We start from the raw sequence: 20195 nt of genomic DNA, 5'->3' as shown, positions 1-20195 counted from the left end.
CTTAGCGGTCCACGTCGGCCATAACGAAATCGATACTACCCAGGTACGCAATCATGTCCGCGACCATGCTGCCTTTGATCACCGAAGGGATCTGTTGCAGATGCGGGAAGCTTGGAGTGCGGATCCGGGTACGGTAGCTCATGGTGCCGCCGTCGCTCGTCAGGTAATAGCTGTTGATGCCCTTGGTCGCTTCGATCATCTGGAAGGATTCGTTGGCCGGCATCACCGGGCCCCACGAAACTTGCAGGAAGTGCGTGATCAGGGTTTCGATGTGCTGCAGCGTGCGCTCTTTCGGCGGCGGCGTGGTCAGCGGGTGATCCGCCTTGTACGGGCCTTCCGGCATGTTGCGCATGCACTGGTCGATGATCTTGATGCTCTGGCGCATCTCTTCGACGCGAACCATGCAGCGGTCGTAGGCATCGCCGTTGGCAGCCAGCGGTACTTCGAACTCGAAGTTCTCGTAGCCGGAGTACGGACGCGCTTTACGCAGGTCGAAGTCGCACCCGGTCGAACGCAGGCCAGCACCGGTGACGCCCCATTCCAGGGCTTCTTTGGTGTTGTACTGGGCGACGCCGATGGTACGGCCCTTGAGGATGCTGTTCTGCAGGGCAGCCTTGGTGTATTCGTCGAGGCGTTTTGGCAGCCATTCAACGAAGTCCTTCACCAGTTTTTCCCAGCCGCGTGGCAGGTCGTGCGCGACGCCACCGATGCGGTACCAGGCCGGGTGCAGACGGAAACCGGTAATGGCTTCGATCACCGTGTACGCCTTCTGGCGGTCGGTGAAGGTGAAGAACACCGGAGTCATGGCGCCGACGTCCTGGATGTAAGTCCCGAGGAACAGCAGGTGGCTGGTGATCCGGAAGAACTCGGCCATCATGATGCGGATGACGTCGACCTTCTCAGGCACCTTGATGCCGGCCAGCTTCTCGACCGAGAGCACGTACGGCAGGTTGTTCATCACGCCGCCGAGGTAGTCAATACGGTCGGTGTACGGGATGAAACTGTGCCACGACTGACGCTCGGCCATCTTCTCGGCGCCACGGTGGTGGTAGCCAATGTCCGGCACGCAGTCGACGATCTCTTCACCGTCCAGTTGCAGAATGATGCGGAACGCACCGTGCGCAGAAGGGTGGTTCGGGCCGAGGTTGAGGAACATGTAGTCCTCGTTCGGACCGGAACGCTTCATGCCCCAGTCTTCCGGACGGAAACGTGCGGCTTCTTCCTCAAGCTGTTGCTTGGCGAGGTTGAGGCTGTACGGATCGAATTCGGTGGCGCGCGCCGGGAAGTCCTTGCGCAGCGGGTGACCTTCCCAGGTCGGCGGCATCATGATGCGCGACAGGTGCGGGTGACCTTTGAAGTCGATACCGAACATGTCCCAGACTTCACGCTCGTACCAGTTGGCGTTCGGCCAGATGCTGGTGACGGTCGGCAAGCTGAGGTCGCTCTCGGACAAGGCGACCTTGATCATCACGTCACTATTACGCTCCAGCGACATGAGGTGATAGAACACGGTGAACTCGGCGTCGCTCGGCAGCCCTTGACGCTTGGTGCGCAGACGCTCGTCCACGCCGTGCAGGTCATAGAGCATGACGTACGGCTTGGGCAGGTTGCGCAGGAAAGTCAGGACTTCGACGAGTCTGGCACGCGCCACCCACAGCACCGGCATGCCGGTGCGGGTCGGCTGGGCGGTGAACGCCTCCGGGCCAAAACGGTTGTTCAATTCGACGACCACATCCTGGTCGTCTGCCTTATAAGGCGGGATGTACAGAGCGCTGCCTGTAGTCATGGTTATTTTTTCGCTTTCGGTCAACGTAAAGAATGAAGCCAGCTTCTCGTTTCTATTTCAGAACAGATCTGGATCAGACTTCGTCAGGGCTGCGCAGGTTGGTGACTGCGATTCGCTGTTCGCGGCGCTGTTCCTTCTGCGAAGGCATGTCGGCGCGATACACGCCTTGATCACCAACGACCCAGGAAAGCGGACGACGCTCCTGTCCAATCGATTCCTGCAGCAGCATCAAGCCTTGCAGAAATGCTTCCGGACGGGGCGGGCAGCCAGGTACGTAGACGTCCACGGGCAGGAACTTGTCCACCCCTTGAACCACAGAGTAGATGTCGTACATGCCACCGGAGTTAGCGCACGAACCCATGGAGATAACCCACTTCGGCTCGAGCATTTGCTCGTAGAGACGCTGGATGATCGGCGCCATCTTGATGAAGCAGGTGCCGGCGATAACCATGAAGTCGGCCTGACGCGGCGATGCCCGGATAACTTCGGCGCCAAAGCGCGCGATGTCGTGGGGCGCCGTGAAGGCGGTGGTCATTTCCACGTAGCAGCACGACAGGCCGAAGTTGTACGGCCACAGGGAGTTTTTACGTCCCCAGTTGACCGCGCCACTCAGCACGTCTTCCAGCTTGCCCATGAAAATGTTTTTGTGGACTTGATCTTCTAACGGATCGGAAACGGTTTCCCGTTCGCCAATCGGATATTGCTCGTTAGGAGCATCGGGGTCGATCCTGGTGAGATTGTATTGCATTGCCAAAGCCTCATTGTTTCAGCTTCGCCTGCCGCTTGCGACGAGCTTCCGGAGCCCAGTCAAGGGCGCCCACTCGGAACAGGTAGACAAGACCTGCCAACAGAATTGCTATGAAAACGAGAGCTTCGACGAATCCGGTCCAGCCGCTTTCGCGGACGGACACAGACCATGCAAAGAGAAAGAGGGCTTCGATATCGAAGATCACGAAGAGCATCGCGACCAGATAGAATTTGGCTGAGAGCCGCAAGCGGGCGCCACCGGTAGGTAGCATGCCCGACTCGAACGGTTCGTTTTTGCTGCGACCCCAGGCTTTTGACCCGAGGAGGCTGGAGACGCCAAGCATGAAGGCACACAGGCCGACGACACCCAGAAGGAAAATGGCAAAGCCCCAATTGTGGGCCATGAGTCCTGTCGCTTCGGGCATGCTGGTAATCCTTAACAGAGAGCAAAGGTCTCTGAGCTTGATAAAGAAATAGGCAGTGACGATATGTCGCAGCAATCAATCGCGCTGATTTTATGGCTAAACACCCTGCAAGTAAAATTCCTATAGCGAAATTATTTATTGGAATAAGGACATAGCGCATCTCCAATGCCCTGCAGCCCATGCGTTGCGGGCATTAGGCGGGTTTATGCAAATAATGTTTTGTAGGGAATGTAACGAACATAGTTGTGGCTAAATGATAATTAATATCGTTTGAGGGTGTTTTGTAACTGTTTAACGGGATGTCAGTCGGGAAGTTGTCTTACTTGCACGTTACTGCAATTAGCGACGGCGCCCGTTTTAGCGGATTTTTCTGACGGTTGTACCGCTCTGGATCAATGTTTTCTCCGAACGACACCGATCCCTGTAGGAGTGAGCCTGCTCGCGATGGCGGTGGGTCAGTCACCGTATGCGCAAGCTGACACACCGCTATCGCGAGCAGGCTCACTCCTACAGGGATTTGTGGTGTTCATTAAATCGGGGCAAAAAAAACGCCCCGAACCAGTCGGGGCGTCAGTTTTGCGGCTCTGCGGTTAGCTTTCTATGCGATCCGCAAAGGCCGTTTGCTCAGCGAAGCAGAATCAGTGGAACTGTTCTTCTTCAGTCGAACCGGTCAGTGCGGTTACCGAGGACGAGCCACCTTGAATCACAGTGGTCATGTCGTCGAAGTAGCCGGTGCCCACTTCCTGCTGGTGAGCCACGAAGGTGTAACCCTTGGCGGCGTCAGCGAATTCCTGCTCCTGCAGCTTCACGTAGGCAGTCATGTCGTTGCGGGCGTAGTCGTGCGCCAGGTTGAACATGCTGTGCCACATGTTGTGAATGCCGGCCAGGGTGATGAACTGGTGCTTGTAACCCATGGCGGACAGTTCGCGCTGGAACTTGGCGATGGTCGCGTCGTCCAGGTTTTTCTTCCAGTTGAAGGACGGCGAGCAGTTGTACGACAGCAGTTGGTCCGGGTATTCCTTTTTGATCGCTTCAGCGAAACGACGAGCCTCGTCCAGATCCGGCTTGGCAGTTTCGCACCAGATCAGGTCGGCGTACGGCGCATAAGCCAGGCCACGGGCGATGGCTTGATCGAGGCCGGCGCGAACCTTGTAGAAGCCTTCCTGAGTGCGCTCGCCAGTTACGAACGGCTGGTCGTACGGGTCGCAGTCGGAAGTCAGCAGGTCAGCAGCGTTAGCGTCGGTACGGGCCAGGATGATGGTCGGAGTACCGGCAACGTCGGCAGCCAGACGTGCAGCGGTCAGCTTCTGTACGGCTTCCTGAGTCGGAACCAGTACTTTGCCGCCCATGTGACCGCACTTCTTCACGGAAGCCAGTTGGTCTTCGAAGTGAACGCCAGCGGCGCCTGCTTCGATCATGCTCTTCATCAGCTCATAGGCGTTCAGTACGCCGCCGAAACCGGCTTCAGCGTCAGCCACGATCGGCGCGAAGTAGTCGATGTAGCCGTCGTCGCCCGGGTTCTTGCCGGCTTTCCACTGGATCTGGTCAGCACGACGGAACGAGTTGTTGATGCGCTTGACCACGGTTGGAACCGAATCCACCGGGTACAGCGACTGGTCCGGGTACATGGATTCTGCGGAGTTGTTGTCCGCAGCCACTTGCCAGCCCGACAGGTAGATCGCCTGGATACCGGCTTTGACCTGTTGAACAGCCTGGCCGCCAGTCAAAGCGCCCATGCAGTTGACGAAATCTTTCTCAGGACGGAAGGAAGGCTTGGCACCCTGGGTGACCAGGTTCCACAGCTTGTCGGCGCCCATTTTTGCAAAGGTGTGCTCAGGTTGAACCGAGCCACGCAGACGGACGACGTCAGCAGCGGAGTAAGTGCGAGTCACGCCTTTCCAGCGCGGGTTTTCAGCCCAGTCTTTTTCGAGGGCTGCAATTTGCTGTTCGCGTGTCAGTGCCATGGAGATAAACCTCGTCGCGTCTTTATGAAAAGTTGTTCTGCGGTGGAAAATTCCTGCGCTCGCTGACCAGAAGCTTAGGTGGTCAAGTCGGATTCGGCGGGGTAGGCGACGGGATGAACGATAGGCTCGAGGGGAAGTGAGCAGGTAGTGGCGGACTGCGGGCGCATTCGGGCGTCGTGGGCCTTTATACGGTCTACAGTGTGAAGCCGGGTTACCTAATTACGCTTCCGTCCCTCGGGACAACTTCGTTCCAGTCGGCAACCTCGTCAAACACACCTTGTGGGCGGTACAGACACGAAGCGGTTCGCGGGGTAGGTGCGAACATCGCTTCGAAGGCCCTTGCCAGGGCCTCTGATTAGCGGGAGCGAGGCCATCATGCCTTCGCTTTTTTACCCCGTCAAACGTTTTGTAGTGCTTTTTTTTAAGCACTACATCTTTCGTCTAATACGACTAATCAGTCAGTTTTCGGTGCTTTAGTCCAGGGCGTCGACTTTCACTCGCAAGGTCATGTCATCCCGGCCTTGAGTCGAGTAGCTGCGGGTCAGGCCCTGTTTGTCGGCCTGGGTCTGGCGATTGACGCCGGCGAGGGTGATCCACTCGCCGAGGCGCCCGCTGACAGTTGTGTCGGTGCTTTGCACGTTCACTACATCGGGACGTTCCTGGCTCATGCGGTCACGGTTGGTACTGATCGCCAGGTGAACGATGTCGCCAGTGACGCTGGCGGTGACATAGAAACCCTGGGTGACGTTGCGGTATTGCGTCTGGCTGTTGTAACCGCCGTAGGAATCGCTCTGAACATTGGTGATCGGAACGCTCTGGCCAACCTGAATCAGCGCCGGCATGCCATCGGTGGCCTGAACTTGCTGGACGCCGCCCTCACGGCTGGCGGTGCTGCGGCTGATGATGCGGGTCTGGTTTGGTTGAGAGCCGTTGACTGAATAGCCTTCGTCCCCACGGCCATTGTTTTCGTTGGTGTCGACGGTGATCAGCAAGCGCTTGGGCGCCGTGTCGAGTTGGGTGATCAGCGCCTTGAGTTCCTGAATCTTGTCCGGCTCGGCCTTGATGATCAGTTGGTTGCCATAGGCGCTGACCTGACCGTCCTTGCCGAGGAAGTCTTGCGCCATCGGCAGCATGTCAGTGCTGGTGCGGTAATTGAGAGGCACGATTTCTGTGGCTGCCATCACCGAAAAACTGCAACCGAGCAGCAGGGTGGTGAGCAGGGTGCGTAGGGACATGTCCGTTATCTCCGCTTTCGAAAGGCTTGATATTGCCAGTTTGTCGGCCTTGGGTGGGGCAAGTTGAATCGTAGACAGCAAAACGCCCCGGCATCGGTTGATGTCGGGGCGTAATCGTTCCCACGCTCTGCGTGGGAATGCAGCCAGTGACGCTCTGCGTCACATGCCGCAAGGGACGCGGAGCGTCCCGAGAGGCATTCCCACGCAGAGCGTGGGAATGATCAGGCAGAGCTCAGGCCGAATGCCGAACCATGTCGACATGCGGAATCCCGGCTTCGAGGAATTCCTCGCTGACCAAGCTGAAGCCTAAGCGCTCATAGAACGCGGTGGCCTGAACCTGCGCGCTGAGCATTTGCTGCTTCAATCCACGTTCTTCAGCTTCAGCAATCACCGCTTGCATCAGCGCATCACCGACTTTCATGCCGCGCCAGTCTTTCAGCACTGAAACCCGGCCAATGTGCCCATCAGGCAACAGGCGCGCAGTACCAATCGGAAAGTCGCCTTCAAACGCCAGAAAATGCACGGCGGTCGCGTCATCCGCGTCCCATTCCAGCTCAGGTGGCACCGATTGTTCGGCGATGAACACCGTTTCACGAATGCGCCGGATCTCGGCGATGTCCTTCTGCCAGTCTGCGACACGAACGCGAATTTTATTCATCAGCGAACCCCAGGCTCCCTTGCTTGACCAACTGGCACAGCAGGCCGCAAGCGTCTTCGTCGTTCAGCCACTCACCGAGGTTGTCAGTGTGCAGGGCGTCAGCGGCGCAGATCAGCTTCAACAGTTCGCGTAGCTTGCCCGGCAGGTAACGGCTCTGGCCGCTGGCGAACAGCAGCAGGTCGTCATCGACTTCCGACCAGGCCAGGCGCGCACTCGGGTTGCGGATCAGAATGGCGCCATCCTGTAGGGCGGCGAGGAAGTCTTCTTCTTCGATTTCTTCCGGGCCGGCCACCAGTTCCGGATAGCGTGGCTCGGTCATGTACTGGCCGAACCAGGTCAGCAGCAGGCGTTCGTCGCTCATGTGCTCGGCGAGTAGGGCTTTCAGGCGATCCAGTGCATCGTGTTGAATCTGGTGTGGATCGCTGGCCGGCTGCGCATCGGCATCGGTGTAGCGCTCTTCGTCAGTCAGGAACTGGCTGAGGAAGTCGGTGAAGTGAGTCAGCACTTCGGAAGCGCTTGGTGCGCGGAAACCGACCGAGTAGGTCATGCAGTTATCGACCGCGACGCCACAGTGAGCCAGGCGCGGTGGCAGGTAGAGCATGTCGCCCGGTTCCAGTACCCATTCTTCGGTCTCGTGGAATTCAGCGAGGATGCGCAGGTCCGCGTGTTGCAGCAGCGGGCTCTCTGAATCGCACATCTGGCCGATTTTCCAGTTGCGCTTGCCGTGGCCTTGCAGCAGGAATACGTCGTAGTTGTCGAAGTGCGGACCAACGCTGCCACCCGGGGCGGCGAAGCTGATCATCACGTCATCGACCCGCCAGCTCGGCAGGAAACGGAAGTTTTCCAGCAGTTCGCTGACTTCCGGGACGAATTGGTCGACCGCTTGAACCAGCAGGGTCCACTCTTTTTCCGGCAGCTTGCTGAATTCGTCTTCAGCGAACGGGCCGCGACGCAGTTCCCATGGGCGCTCGCCATGCTCGATCACCAGGCGCGATTCGACTTCTTCTTCCAGGGCCAGGCCGGCCAGTTCGTCGGCGTCGATCGGGCTTTCGAAGTCAGGAATCGCCTGACGGATCAACAGTGGCTTTTTCTGCCAGTAGTCGCGCAGGAATTCGCGTGCTGTGAGGCCGCCCAGAAGTTGAAGAGGAATATCGGAATTCATATGTAACCTATTGAAAAAAAGCACTTTTCAGACGGGAATAAAAACGCCCGGCGCGGCCGGGCGTCTCAAACGGATCAAGCGGTCGATCAGATGCGTTTGGCTTGCGCTACAGCGTTGCCGATGTAGTTGGCCGGAGTCATTTGCTTGAGCTCGGCTTTCGCTTGCGCTGGCATGTCCAGGCCGTCGATGAAAGTCTGCAACGCTTCAGGGCTGATGCCCTTGCCGCGGGTCAGTTCTTTCAGCTTCTCGTACGGGTTTTCGATGTTGTAGCGGCGCATCACGGTCTGGATCGGCTCAGCCAATACTTCCCAGCAAGCGTCGAGGTCAGCGGCAATCTTCTGCTCGTTGAGCTCCAGTTTGCTGATGCCTTTGAGGCTGGCTTCGTAGGCGATCACGCTGTGGGCGAAGCCGACACCGAGATTACGCAGTACGGTGGAGTCTGTCAGGTCGCGCTGCCAGCGGGAAATCGGCAGTTTGCTCGCCAGGTGCTGGAACAGTGCGTTGGCGATGCCCAGGTTGCCTTCGGAGTTTTCGAAGTCGATCGGGTTGACCTTGTGCGGCATGGTCGACGAACCGATTTCGCCAGCGATGGTGCGCTGCTTGAAATAACCCAGGGAGATGTAGCCCCAGATGTCACGGTCGAAGTCGATCAGGATGGTATTGAAGCGCGCAATTGCGTCGAACAGCTCGGCGATGTAGTCGTGCGGTTCGATCTGCGTGGTGTACGGGTTGAAGCCCAGGCCCAGCTCGTCTTCGATGAAGGCGCGGGCGTTGGCTTCCCAGTCGATCTGCGGGTAGGCCGACAGGTGGGCGTTGTAGTTGCCGACAGCGCCGTTGATCTTGCCCAGCAGCGGCACGGCAGCGACTTGAGCGATCTGACGCTCGAGACGGTAAACCACGTTCGCCAGCTCTTTACCAAGAGTGGTTGGCGAGGCTGGTTGACCGTGGGTGCGCGACAGCATCGGCACGTCAGCGAAACGGATGGCCAGTTCGCGGATGGCGTTGGCGGTCTGGCGCATCAGCGGCAGCATCACGTCGTCACGGCCTTCGCGCAGCATCAGGGCGTGGGACAGGTTGTTGATGTCTTCGCTGGTGCAGGCAAAGTGGATGAACTCGCTGACCTTGGCCAGCTCCGGCAGCTTGGCCGCCTGCTCTTTGAGCAGGTATTCGATCGCTTTGACGTCGTGGTTGGTGGTGCGCTCGATCTCTTTGACGCGCTCGGCGTGCTCCAGCGAGAAGTTTTCAGCCAGTTCATTGAGAACGGCGTTGGCCTCGGCGGAGAAGGCTGGTACTTCAGGAATGCCAGCGTGGGCGGCCAGGCGCTGGAGCCAGCGTACTTCAACCAGAACTCGGGCACGGATCAGGCCGTACTCGCTGAAAATCGGGCGCAGGGCCTGGGTTTTGCCGGCGTAGCGGCCGTCAACAGGGGAAACCGCAGTGAGCGAAGAAAGCTGCATGGGGTGTTCTCGGACAGTCGGGCAACGAAATGGGGCGCGTATCATACATGAAAAAATCCGCCGGTCCGTTGCCAACTGACCGGCGTATTACGCGTTACAGACTACAAAGCTTTTATTGCAGGGCGATTTACTCGCTGCGCATCAACGGATACAGCTCTTTGAGCAGCTTGCGCCGGCTGATCACCAACTGCCAGCGATGGCCGCCGAGCTGCCGCCACAGGCGCGCCGAACGAATGCCGGCAAGCAACAGAGCGCGAATTTTCGAGGCATTGCTCGGCTGCTGCAGATTGCGCATGTCGCCATGCACCTGAATGCGTTGGCGCAAGGTGCTCAGGGTGTCCTGGTACAGCGCGCCGCAAGCCGCGACCACGTTTTCGTGGGCCGGGCCGAAATGCTCGACCTGCGACTGGATCTGCGGCAAGCGCTTGCCGATGATGTCGAGCATGTCGTTGCGCTTGGCCAGTTGACGTTCCAGGCCGAGCATCGACAGGGCATAACGCAGTGGCTCGCGCTGCAATGTGCTTGGGTCGCGCTCGAGGGCGCCGATCAGTGCACGGTAACCTTCGCGCAAATTGATGTCGTCGCCGCCGTACACGTCCAGCGTGTCCTTCGGGTCGCGCACGAGCAGGCTGCCGAGCATGCAGCTCAGGCCGGCTTCGTTGGTCTGGCCGGTCTTGGCGATCCGGTCGACCAGCACGGCGGCGAGAAACACGCCGCCGAGCGCCGTCAGTTGCTCCTGAGTCGGGCTCATGCCTGGCCGCTCCACGGCTCGGCCACTTCGATCACGCCGCCGCCGAGGCAGATTTCACCGTCGTAGAACACCACCGATTGACCCGGCGTCACCGCGCGTTGCGGCTCGTCGAACATGGCGCGGTAGCCACTGGCGGTTTTTTCCAGGGTGCAGGTCTGGTCGCTCTGGCGATAACGCACTTTCGCGGTCAGGCGCAGCGGCTGGCTCAGGTCGATCGGGTTGACCCAATAGATTTCCGAAGCGAGCAGGGCGCTGGAAAACAGCCACGGATGGTTGTTGCCCTGGCCGACGATCAGTTCGTTGGTGTCGAGATCCTTGCGCAGCACGTACCACGGCTCATCGCCGGCGTCTTTCAAACCACCAATGCCAAGGCCTTGGCGCTGACCGATGGTGTGGTACATCAAGCCGTGATGACGGCCGATGACTTCGCCTTCGGTGGTCTTAATCTCGCCCGGTTGCGCTGGCAGGTATTGCTTGAGGAAATCGCTGAAGCGACGCTCGCCGATGAAGCAGATCCCGGTGGAATCCTTCTTCTTGGCGGTGGCCAGCTCGTATTTCTCGGCAATGGCGCGCACTTCCGGCTTTTCCAGTTCGCCGACCGGGAACAGGGTCTTGGCAATCTGTTCGCCGCCAACGGCGTGCAGGAAATAGCTCTGATCCTTGTTCGGATCGAGGCCTTTGAGCAGTTCGGTACGACCATCAATGTCGCGGCGGCGCACGTAGTGGCCGGTGGCAATCAGGTCGGCGCCGAGCATCATGGCGTAGTCGAGGAACGCCTTGAACTTGATCTCGCGGTTACACAGGATGTCCGGGTTCGGCGTACGGCCGGCCTTGTATTCGGCCAGGAAGTGCTCGAACACGTTGTCCCAGTATTCAGCAGCGAAGTTGGCGGTGTGCAGCTTGATGCCGATCTTGTCGCAGACAGCCTGAGCATCCGCCAGGTCGTCCATGGCGGTGCAGTATTCCGTTCCGTCGTCTTCTTCCCAGTTCTTCATGAACAGGCCTTCCACCTCGTAACCCTGCTCGATCAGCAGGAGAGCGGAAACGGAAGAGTCCACGCCGCCGGACATGCCGACAATGACGCGCTTCTTGGATGTGTCAGAAGGGGCTGGATCACGCATAGGGATTCAATGAGTGTCTTGAAAAAGGACGCGATTCTAGCAGGCTCGCGGCCTCAAGGCTAAAGAGAAGGGCGGATCAGTTCGAGGCTGAAGTGATGGCCGGCCAGATAATCGTCGATGCAACGGATGATCAGCTCGCTGCGCCAGTTATCGTGCTGGGCGATTAATTCGTCGCGGGTCAGCCACTTGGCGCCGACGATGCCGTCGTCGAGTTGGTAATCGGGGTGGTGTTGCACGGCTTTGGCGCTGAAGCACACGCGCTGGTAGGTCACACCATTGCTCGGTGCGGTGTACAGGTAAATGCCGATCACGCCGGTAGGTTCGACGTCCCAGCCGGTTTCTTCGAGGGTTTCGCGCACGGCGGCGTCGATCAGGGTTTCGTCCGGGTCGAGATGGCCGGCGGGCTGGTTGAGCACGTTACGCCCGGCCTTGTGTTCCTCGACCATCAGGAAGCGGCCGTTGTCCTCGACGATGGTGGCGACGGTGATGTGGGGGAGCCATTCCATACGGTGTCCTCGTTTCTGAATATTGGAACCCGATCCCTGTGGGAGCTGGCTTGCCAGCGATGGCGGCCTATCATTCAGCATTGAAGGTGACTGATCCACCGCTATCGCTGGCAAGCCAGCTCCCACAGGGTTTTGTGGTGGTCATAAAGCCCGGAAACACAAACCCCGGCACAGGGCCGGGGTTCGTTTACAGCGCTACAACCTTAAACCAGCGCAGCAATCGCCGCGTTGAGGGTTGCGCTTGGGCGCATGGCCTTGCTGATCAGCTCGGCATTGGCGTGGTAGTAACCGCCGATGTCGACTGGCTTGCCCTGAACGGCGTTGAGCTCGGCAACGATGGTTGCTTCGTTCTCGGTCAGAGTCTTGGCCAGAGTCGCGAACTGCGCTTGCAGTGCAGCGTCTTCAGTCTGGGCAGCCAGGGCCTGAGCCCAGTACATCGCCAGATAGAAGTGGCTGCCGCGGTTGTCGATGTTGCCGACTTTGCGCGATGGCGACTTGTTGTTGTCGAGGAACTGGCCGGTGGCCTGATCCAGGGTTTTCGACAGCACCAGGGCTTTCGGGTTGTTGTAGTTCACGCCCAGGTGCTCAAGGGAGGCTGCCAGAGCGAGGAACTCGCCCAGCGAATCCCAGCGCAGGAAGTTCTCTTCAACCAGTTGCTGCACGTGCTTCGGTGCCGAACCGCCGGCGCCGGTTTCGAACAGGCCACCGCCGTTCATCAGCGGCACGATCGACAGCATCTTGGCGCTGGTGCCCAGTTCCATGATCGGGAACAGGTCGGTCAGGTAGTCGCGCAGTACGTTGCCGGTCACCGAAATGGTGTCCTTGCCTTCGCGGGTGCGCTGCAGGGTGTACTTCATGGCGTCGACCGGCGCCATGATCTGGATGTCCAGACCGGTGGTGTCGTGATCTTTCAGGTAAGCCTGAACTTTCTCGATCACTACGCCATCGTGAGCGCGCATCGGGTCCAGCCAGAAGATCGCTGGAGTGCTGCTCGCGCGAGCGCGGTTGACGGCCAGTTTGACCCAGTCCTGGATCGGCGCGTCTTTGGTCTGGCACATGCGGAAGATGTCGCCGGCTTCAACAGCCTGTTCCATCAGCAGGTTGCCCTTGCTGTCGGTGACGCGAACCACGCCGTCAGCCTTGATCTGGAAAGTCTTGTCGTGCGAGCCGTACTCTTCGGCTTTCTTCGCCATCAGGCCAACGTTTGGCACGCTGCCCATGGTGGTTGGGTCGAAAGCGCCATTGGCTTTGCAATCTTCGATCACAGCCTGGTAGATGGTCGCGTAGCAACGATCCGGGATCACCGCCTTGGTGTCGTGCAGCTGACCGTCGGTGCCCCACATCTTGCCGGAGTCACGGATCATCGCTGGCATCGAGGCGTCGACGATAACGTCGCTCGGCACGTGCAGGTTGGTGATGCCTTTGTCGGAGTTGACCATCGCCAGCGATGGACGAGCAGCGTAGACCGCGGCCATGTCAGCTTCGATCTGAGCTTGCTGCTCGGCCGGCAGGGCCTTGATGCGCGCGTACAGATCGCCGATGCCGTTGTTCAGGTTGAAGCCGATCTCGGCCAGCACGTCAGCGTGCTTGGTCAGGGCGTCTTTATAGAACTCGGCAACGATCTGGCCGAACATGATCGGGTCGGAGACCTTCATCATGGTTGCTTTCAAGTGAACCGAAAGCAGCACGCCTTGGGCCTTGGCGCTTTCGATTTCAGCAGCGATGAACGCGCGCAGGGCGTTTTTGCTCATTACGGCGCAGTCGAGGATCTCGCCGGCCTGAACGGTGGTTTTTTCTTTCAGAACGGTAGCGGTACCGTCTTTGGCGATCAGCTCGATCTTCACGGCGTCAGCGGCGTCGATCAGGGCAGCTTTTTCGCTGCCGTAGAAATCGCCGGTGCTCATGTGAGCGACGTGGGATTTGGAGTCTTTGGCCCAGGCGCCCATTTTGTGCGGGTGCTTGCGCGCGTAGTTCTTCACCGACAGCGGTGCGCGACGGTCGGAGTTGCCTTCACGCAGTACCGGGTTCACGGCGCTGCCCTTGACCTTGTCGTAACGTGCCTTGGCATCTTTGTCGGCGTCGCTGGTCACGGTTTCCGGGTAGTCCGGGAGGTTGTAACCCTGAGCTTGCAGCTCTTTGATCGCGGCTTGCAGCTGTGGCACCGAAGCGCTGATGTTCGGCAGCTTGATGATGTTGGCTTCAGGCGTAACGGCCAGGTCGCCCAGTTCGGCGAGGTGGTCGGCTACGGCTTTGTCGCCCAGTTGCTCGGGGAAGCTGGCCAGAATACGTGCTGCAAGAGAGATATCGCGGGTTTCCACGGCGATATCGGCCGAGGCGGTGTAAGCCTCGATGATCGGCAGCAGGGAATAGGTGGCGAGGGCTGGAGCTTCGTCGGTGAAGGTATAGATGATCTTCGAGCGGGTGGGCATATTCGGATTAACTCTCTCTTCTTTGCTAAAGCGTGCGCAGAAACTCGAGGGGCGCCGGGTAAGCGCGTTCGTTCAAAGTCATCCATGAACCGAATGTCGAGATTCTTCGCGGTGATGTTGGGTGCATCAGTAGAGCGTCAAGCAGTCGGACTGCGGTAACAACCCGACCAATCAGGCGGAAAGTCTCGTGCTAGAGAGGCCAGCCGTCGTGACCCTGTGGTCAGCGGGCGGCATTATACATAGGTAGCTGGCAATCTGCCGATGGTTCATATGCAACGATTCTCGTCCATTGGTCTAAAGGTCGCAGGGCGGGGTGGGGCGTAGAGTCGTCGCGAATGCTTGAGTTTGGCGCTTTTCCCTTTGCTTTCAGGCTTGTACGAAACGAGATGTAGCCGCGCCACGAACAGAGGGTTTGCGTGTTGATTTAACTGGGTTACGCTCGAACCAAGCCAGATGTTCAATCCAAACAATGGAGTTCAGCATGGGTTACAAGAAGATTCAGGTTCCAGCCGTCGGCGACAAAATCACCGTCAATGCAGACCATTCTCTCAATGTTCCTGATAACCCGATCATCCCCTTCATCGAAGGTGACGGCATTGGTGTCGACATCAGCCCGGTGATGATCAAGGTTGTCGATGCTGCAGTTCAAAAGGCATACGGCGGTAAACGCAAGATTTCCTGGATGGAAGTCTACGCCGGGGAAAAAGCCACTCAGGTTTACGATCAGGACACCTGGTTGCCTCAGGAAACTCTCGATGCCGTCAAGGATTACGTGGTTTCCATCAAAGGCCCGCTGACCACCCCGGTCGGTGGCGGCATCCGCTCGCTGAACGTGGCCCTGCGTCAGCAACTCGACCTGTACGTCTGCCTGCGCCCGGTGCGCTGGTTCGAAGGCGTACCAAGCCCGGTGAAAAAGCCCGGCGACGTCGACATGACCATTTTTCGCGAGAACTCCGAAGACATCTATGCGGGCATTGAGTGGAAGGCCGGTTCGCCGGAAGCCACCAAGGTCATCAAATTCCTTAAAGAAGAAATGGGCGTCACCAAGATCCGTTTCGACGAAAACTGCGGCATCGGCGTCAAGCCGGTTTCGCTGGAAGGCACCAAGCGTCTGGCGCGCAAGGCCCTGCAATATGTGGTCGATAACGACCGCGATTCGCTGACCATCGTGCACAAAGGCAACATCATGAAGTTCACCGAAGGTGCCTTCAAAGAGTGGGCCTACGAAGTGGCCGCTGAAGAATTCGGCGCGACCCTGCTCGACGGCGGACCGTGGATGCAGTTCAAAAACCCGAAAACCGGCAAGAACGTTGTGGTCAAAGATGCCATCGCCGACGCCATGCTCCAGCAGATCCTGCTGCGCCCGGCCGAATACGATGTGATCGCGACCCTCAACCTCAACGGCGACTACCTCTCCGACGCCCTGGCGGCGGAAGTGGGCGGTATCGGTATTGCACCGGGCGCCAACCTGTCCGACACCGTGGCGATGTTCGAAGCGACCCACGGTACTGCGCCGAAGTATGCCGGCAAGGATCAGGTCAACCCGGGTTCGCTGATTCTCTCTGCAGAGATGATGCTGCGCCACATGGGCTGGACCGAAGCGGCGGATCTGATCATCAAGGGCACCAACGGTGCTATTTCGGCCAAGACTGTGACCTATGACTTTGAGCGTCTGATGGACGGAGCCAAATTGGTTTCGTCTTCGGGTTTCGGCGATGCGCTGATTTCGCATATGTAAAACGCGGGCACATAAAAACCACCTGACTCTTCATTGAGTCAGGCGGTTTTTTATTGCTTGGGATATTCAGGTGAAGATCAGTCAGCTCACGCTTTGGCAGTTGCGGCGGCAGCAGCAGCGGCAGCGCCAAAAGCAGCACTCTCAGCGGGGCTGGATGGTTCAATGATGACGTTTGTGATTTTTAGGGCATGCAGCCCCTTGGGGCCTTGAACAATCTCAAAACTCACCAGTTGTCCGGCCTTTAGCGTTTTATACCCCTCCATCTCAATAGCGGAGTAGTGCGCAAAGAAATCAATCTCTTTTCCGTCTTCATCGCGGCCTTCGCGGGCGTCGGTATTGATAAAGCCGAATCCCTTGGCATTGTTGAACCATTTCACCTTGCCGACAGCCATGCTCAAATCCCTCTGCAACAGACTCCATCGCTGGAGTATCATCCAATTCATCCGCAATCTAATCCGTTAAAAGGATTGACTCCGCGGATCTTTTTTACCCACTGTGGGCTCTATTGGTTGTAACACCGTTTTCCCGATAGTCAAGGTGACCGGGCAGTCGGAGTTGAAAACGTGGACAACCGCCCCCACCACTGTATTTGCACAACTGACGAACCTTTCTTTCCATGCATGCAATCAGCCAGATTCGACTAACATTCAATCAGGATCGCCCGCTTCTCCAAAAGGATCTTCCACAGGAGCACGACGACGATTCGGCAGGCGTTGCTGTTCAGGAAGCAAAGCCTGCGTTACAGGCGCCGCCGATGTACAAGGTGGTTTTGTTTAATGATGACTACACACCGATGGATTTCGTCGTCGAAGTGCTCGAGGTGTTTTTTAACCTGAATCGCGAGCTGGCGACCAAGGTCATGCTGGCCGTTCACACAGAAGGACGGGCAGTATGTGGAGTGTTTACCCGCGACATCGCCGAGACAAAGGCCATGCAGGTCAACCAGTACGCCAGGGAAAGCCAGCATCCGCTACTCTGTGAAATCGAGAAGGACGGTTAATCGCCGACCACTTGGGTATGAGGTGAAGCTATGTTAAACCGCGAGCTCGAAGTCACCCTCAATCTAGCCTTCAAGGAGGCTCGTTCGAAACGTCATGAATTCATGACCGTCGAACACCTTTTGCTGGCCCTATTGGACAATGAGGCTGCCGCCACCGTTTTGCGTGCCTGCGGCGCAAACCTCGACAAACTCAAGCATGACCTGCAGGAGTTCATCGACTCCACCACGCCATTGATCCCCGTTCATGACGAAGATCGCGAAACCCAGCCAACCCTGGGCTTCCAGCGTGTACTGCAACGTGCTGTTTTCCACGTACAGAGCTCGGGCAAACGCGAAGTAACCGGCGCCAACGTGCTGGTTGCCATCTTCAGTGAGCAAGAGAGTCAGGCAGTGTTCCTGCTGAAACAGCAGAGCGTTGCGCGCATCGATGTCGTCAATTACATCGCACACGGCATTTCCAAAGTGCCGGGGCATGGCGATCACTCTGAAGGTGAACAAGATATGCAGGACGACGAGGGCGGTGAGTCTTCTTCTTCAGGCAATCCTCTGGATGCTTATGCCAGCAACCTCAACGAACTCGCGCGTCAGGGTCGCATCGACCCGCTGGTCGGCCGTGAGTCGGAAGTCGAGCGTGTCGCGCAGATTCTCGCGCGTCGGCGCAAAAACAATCCGCTGCTGGTGGGCGAGGCGGGCGTGGGTAAAACCGCGATTGCCGAAGGTCTGGCCAAGCGTATTGTCGACAACCAGGTGCCGGATCTGTTGGCCAACAGCGTTGTTTACTCGCTCGACCTCGGTGCTCTGCTCGCGGGCACCAAGTATCGCGGTGATTTCGAGAAGCGCTTCAAGGCGCTGCTCAATGAACTGAAAAAACGTCCGCAGGCGATCCTGTTTATCGATGAGATCCACACCATCATCGGTGCCGGCGCTGCGTCTGGTGGCGTGATGGACGCCTCGAACCTGCTCAAACCGTTGCTGTCGTCTGGCGACATCCGTTGCATCGGTTCGACCACGTTCCAGGAATTCCGCGGCATCTTCGAGAAGGATCGTGCCTTGGCGCGTCGCTTCCAGAAGGTCGATGTCGTCGAGCCATCGGTGGAAGACACCATCGGTATCCTGCGCGGCCTGAAAGGGCGTTTCGAGCAGCACCACAACATCGAATACAGCGATGAGTCATTGCGTGCTGCGGCAGAACTCGCGTCGCGCTACATCAATGACCGGCATATGCCGGACAAGGCCATCGACGTGATCGACGAGGCGGGCGCCTATCAGCGCCTGCAACCGGTCGAAAAACGTGTGAAGCGCATCGAGGTGCCGCAGGTTGAAGACATCGTCGCGAAAATCGCGCGGATTCCGCCGAAGCACGTCACCAGTTCCGACAAGGAGCTGCTGCGTAACCTGGAGCGTGACCTGAAGCTGACGGTGTTTGGTCAGGACGCGGCGATCGATTCGCTGTCGACTGCGATTAAACTGTCGCGTGCCGGCCTGAAGTCGCCTGACAAGCCCGTCGGTTCGTTCCTGTTCGCAGGCCCGACCGGTGTTGGTAAAACCGAGGCTGCGCGGCAATTGGCCAAGGCGTTGGGGATCGAGCTGGTTCGCTTCGATATGTCCGAGTACATGGAGCGTCACACCGTATCGCGTCTGATCGGTGCACCTCCGGGCTATGTCGGCTTTGATCAAGGCGGTCTGTTGACCGAAGCGATCACCAAGCAACCGCATTGCGTATTGCTCCTCGATGAGATCGAGAAGGCACATCCGGAAGTCTTCAACCTGCTGTTGCAGGTGATGGACCACGGTACGCTGACCGACAACAACGGGCGCAAGGCGGACTTCCGCAACGTGATTGTGATCATGACCACCAACGCCGGTGCCGAAACGGCGGCGCGTGCTTCGATCGGTTTCACCCATCAGGACCACTCGTCTGATGCGATGGAAGTGATCAAGAAGAGCTTTACGCCGGAGTTCCGTAACCGTCTGGACACCATTATCCAGTTTGGTCGCCTCAGCCATGAGGTCATCAAAAGTGTGGTGGACAAGTTCCTCACCGAGCTTCAGGCGCAGTTGGAAGACAAGCGTGTGTTGCTTGAGGTCACTGATGCTGCGCGTAGTTGGCTGGCGGCGGGTGGTTATGACTCGGCGATGGGTGCGCGTCCGATGGCACGTCTGATCCAGGACAAGATCAAGCGTCCGTTGGCGGAGGAGATTCTGTTTGGCGAGCTGGCCGAGCATGGCGGTGTGGTGCACATCGACATCAAGGATGGTGAGTTGACGTTTGACTTCGAGACCACTGCAGAAATGGCCTGACGGCCTTGGATCAAGAGGGCGCCTTCGGGCGCCTTTTTGTTGTCTGGGGTTTTTGGGTGAATATCCGTTGCTGCGGTGATGGCTGATTAGGGTTCCGCCCTTACGGCGGGTCACTTTTTCCAGACGCCGAAAAAGTAACCAAAAAGGCTTGCTCCTACGTGCGGCCCGCTCGCCGGGGCTCGGGGTTCCTTCGCTGCGGGATCGATCCGGGCGCAGCGCCTACGGTTTACTTCGCTGCACCTCCTCTCGCTGTGTTTGGCTTCGCCAAACGGTCGCTGCGCTCCCACACCCGGATCAATCCCTCCACTCAGCCTTCCGACGTCGCCTTACAGATCAATATCAAGAGCAGGCGAGCTGACACTCGGCCTATTGAGTGGTCAAGAGCGCGGGTGTTCGGCTTTTGATTTGGGTTGTTGCTGCCCCTCACCCCAGCCCTCTCACGGAGGGAGAGGGAGCCGATTTGTGAGCATTTCAAAGTCTGAGTTCAACTCGGTATTTCATGTCGGCGTACGTCACCCAAACACCTCGGTCAGTCCCCTCTCCCTCCGGGAGAGGGCTAGGGTGAGGGGCTCTTGATCTGGCTCTTGATCTAGCTTTGGCTTTTGATCTTTTGCCCCATCGGCAGGCCGAGCGGAGGTGTTCATCCGGGGGTAGGCGCGTAGCGCCGTGCGGCGTAGCCGCATACATCGAGAGGAGGTGCAGCGAAGCAAACCGTAGGCGATGCCCCCGGATGGACACCGTAGCGAGGGAACGCTGAGCCTAGGCGAAGTGCCGTACGCCAGGGGCAAAGCCTTTTGGTTCCTTTTTGGCGTTTGAAAAAGGGACTCGCTGTAAGAGCGAAACCGCCAGCGGCCGCACCCGAAAAAACGGATATGCCCCCAAACCCCAAACCCCAAAACGCAGACAAACAAAAAC

Annotated in this window: 16 protein-coding genes; 3 read left to right on the top strand and 13 right to left on the bottom strand. The window is 58.3% G+C overall.

From position 1 onward, the window contains the following. Position 1: 1 nt before the first annotated feature. The 12 genes from nuoC to LOY43_RS17430 all read right to left on the bottom strand — a co-directional run bounded on the left by nuoC (position 2) and on the right by LOY43_RS17430 (position 14241). Positions 2 to 1786, bottom strand: coding sequence for an NADH-quinone oxidoreductase subunit C/D (gene nuoC, locus LOY43_RS17485; protein ID WP_093434270.1), 1785 nt, complete (start codon positions 1784 to 1786; stop codon positions 2 to 4). A gap of 73 nt (positions 1787 to 1859) precedes the next feature. Next, a complete protein-coding gene (locus tag LOY43_RS17480; protein ID WP_003223809.1) occupies positions 1860 to 2534 on the bottom strand; it encodes an NADH-quinone oxidoreductase subunit B family protein in 675 nt (224 codons plus the stop codon). Between the two features lie 10 nt (positions 2535 to 2544). After that, positions 2545 to 2958, bottom strand: a complete 414-nt coding sequence (locus LOY43_RS17475; protein WP_003223812.1) for an NADH-quinone oxidoreductase subunit A — start codon at positions 2956 to 2958, stop codon at positions 2545 to 2547. Positions 2959 to 3596: 638 nt separating this feature from the next. Beyond that, a complete protein-coding gene (gene aceA / locus LOY43_RS17470; protein WP_007920195.1) occupies positions 3597 to 4922 on the bottom strand; it encodes an isocitrate lyase in 1326 nt (441 codons plus the stop codon). Positions 4923 to 5395: 473 nt separating this feature from the next. After that, entirely contained in the window at positions 5396 to 6157 is a 762-nt protein-coding gene (locus LOY43_RS17465; RefSeq protein ID WP_095048076.1) for a secretin N-terminal domain-containing protein, read from the bottom strand. A 232-nt stretch (positions 6158 to 6389) separates the two neighbouring features. Then, on the bottom strand, positions 6390 to 6815 hold the full coding sequence (locus LOY43_RS17460; protein WP_034155132.1) for a GNAT family N-acetyltransferase: 426 nt from the start codon (positions 6813 to 6815) through the stop codon (positions 6390 to 6392). Further along, positions 6808 to 7977 carry a cupin domain-containing protein gene (locus tag LOY43_RS17455; protein ID WP_095124496.1) on the bottom strand — a complete coding sequence of 390 codons (1170 nt, stop codon included), beginning with the start codon at positions 7975 to 7977 and terminating at the stop codon, positions 6808 to 6810. Before LOY43_RS17455 ends, LOY43_RS17460 begins: the two co-directional genes overlap by 8 nt. A gap of 86 nt (positions 7978 to 8063) precedes the next feature. Next, positions 8064 to 9434 carry an adenylosuccinate lyase gene (gene purB, locus LOY43_RS17450; RefSeq protein WP_258708468.1) on the bottom strand — a complete coding sequence of 457 codons (1371 nt, stop codon included), beginning with the start codon at positions 9432 to 9434 and terminating at the stop codon, positions 8064 to 8066. 127 nt (positions 9435 to 9561) lie between these two features. Beyond that, entirely contained in the window at positions 9562 to 10185 is a 624-nt protein-coding gene (gene hflD / locus LOY43_RS17445) for a high frequency lysogenization protein HflD (RefSeq protein WP_095048074.1), read from the bottom strand. Further along, the gene (gene mnmA, locus LOY43_RS17440; protein ID WP_258708467.1) at positions 10182 to 11306 is read right to left on the bottom strand and encodes a tRNA 2-thiouridine(34) synthase MnmA; all 1125 of its coding nucleotides are present in this window, start codon (positions 11304 to 11306) and stop codon (positions 10182 to 10184) included. Before mnmA ends, hflD begins: the two co-directional genes overlap by 4 nt. A gap of 59 nt (positions 11307 to 11365) precedes the next feature. Beyond that, a complete protein-coding gene (locus LOY43_RS17435; RefSeq protein WP_258708466.1) occupies positions 11366 to 11812 on the bottom strand; it encodes an NUDIX hydrolase in 447 nt (148 codons plus the stop codon). A 203-nt stretch (positions 11813 to 12015) separates the two neighbouring features. Then, positions 12016 to 14241, bottom strand: a complete 2226-nt coding sequence (locus tag LOY43_RS17430; protein WP_095124498.1) for an NADP-dependent isocitrate dehydrogenase — start codon at positions 14239 to 14241, stop codon at positions 12016 to 12018. Between the two features lie 481 nt (positions 14242 to 14722). Between LOY43_RS17430 and icd the strand changes: the two genes are divergently transcribed. Continuing rightward, positions 14723 to 15979, top strand: a complete 1257-nt coding sequence (gene icd, locus LOY43_RS17425) for an NADP-dependent isocitrate dehydrogenase (RefSeq protein WP_007920207.1) — start codon at positions 14723 to 14725, stop codon at positions 15977 to 15979. Between the two features lie 86 nt (positions 15980 to 16065). On the opposite strand, the gene LOY43_RS17420 is transcribed toward icd, so the two are convergent. Continuing rightward, a complete protein-coding gene (locus LOY43_RS17420; RefSeq protein ID WP_095124702.1) occupies positions 16066 to 16371 on the bottom strand; it encodes a cold shock domain-containing protein in 306 nt (101 codons plus the stop codon). 224 nt (positions 16372 to 16595) lie between these two features. On the opposite strand from LOY43_RS17420, the gene clpS reads away from it, so the two are divergent. Further along, positions 16596 to 16979: an ATP-dependent Clp protease adapter ClpS gene (clpS, locus tag LOY43_RS17415; RefSeq protein WP_011334948.1), complete on the top strand. Its 384-nt coding sequence runs from the start codon at positions 16596 to 16598 to the stop codon at positions 16977 to 16979. 30 nt (positions 16980 to 17009) lie between these two features. Next, complete coding sequence (gene clpA / locus LOY43_RS17410) at positions 17010 to 19280, top strand: ATP-dependent Clp protease ATP-binding subunit ClpA (protein WP_016987404.1); 2271 nt, start codon at positions 17010 to 17012, stop codon at positions 19278 to 19280. Positions 19281 to 20195 lie beyond the last annotated feature (915 nt).

The sequence above is a fragment of the Pseudomonas sp. B21-041 genome (genome assembly GCF_024748675.1).
Classification (GTDB): Bacteria; Pseudomonadota; Gammaproteobacteria; order Pseudomonadales; family Pseudomonadaceae; genus Aquipseudomonas; species Aquipseudomonas neuropathica.
This window is presented reverse-complemented; position numbering and strand designations above follow the sequence as displayed.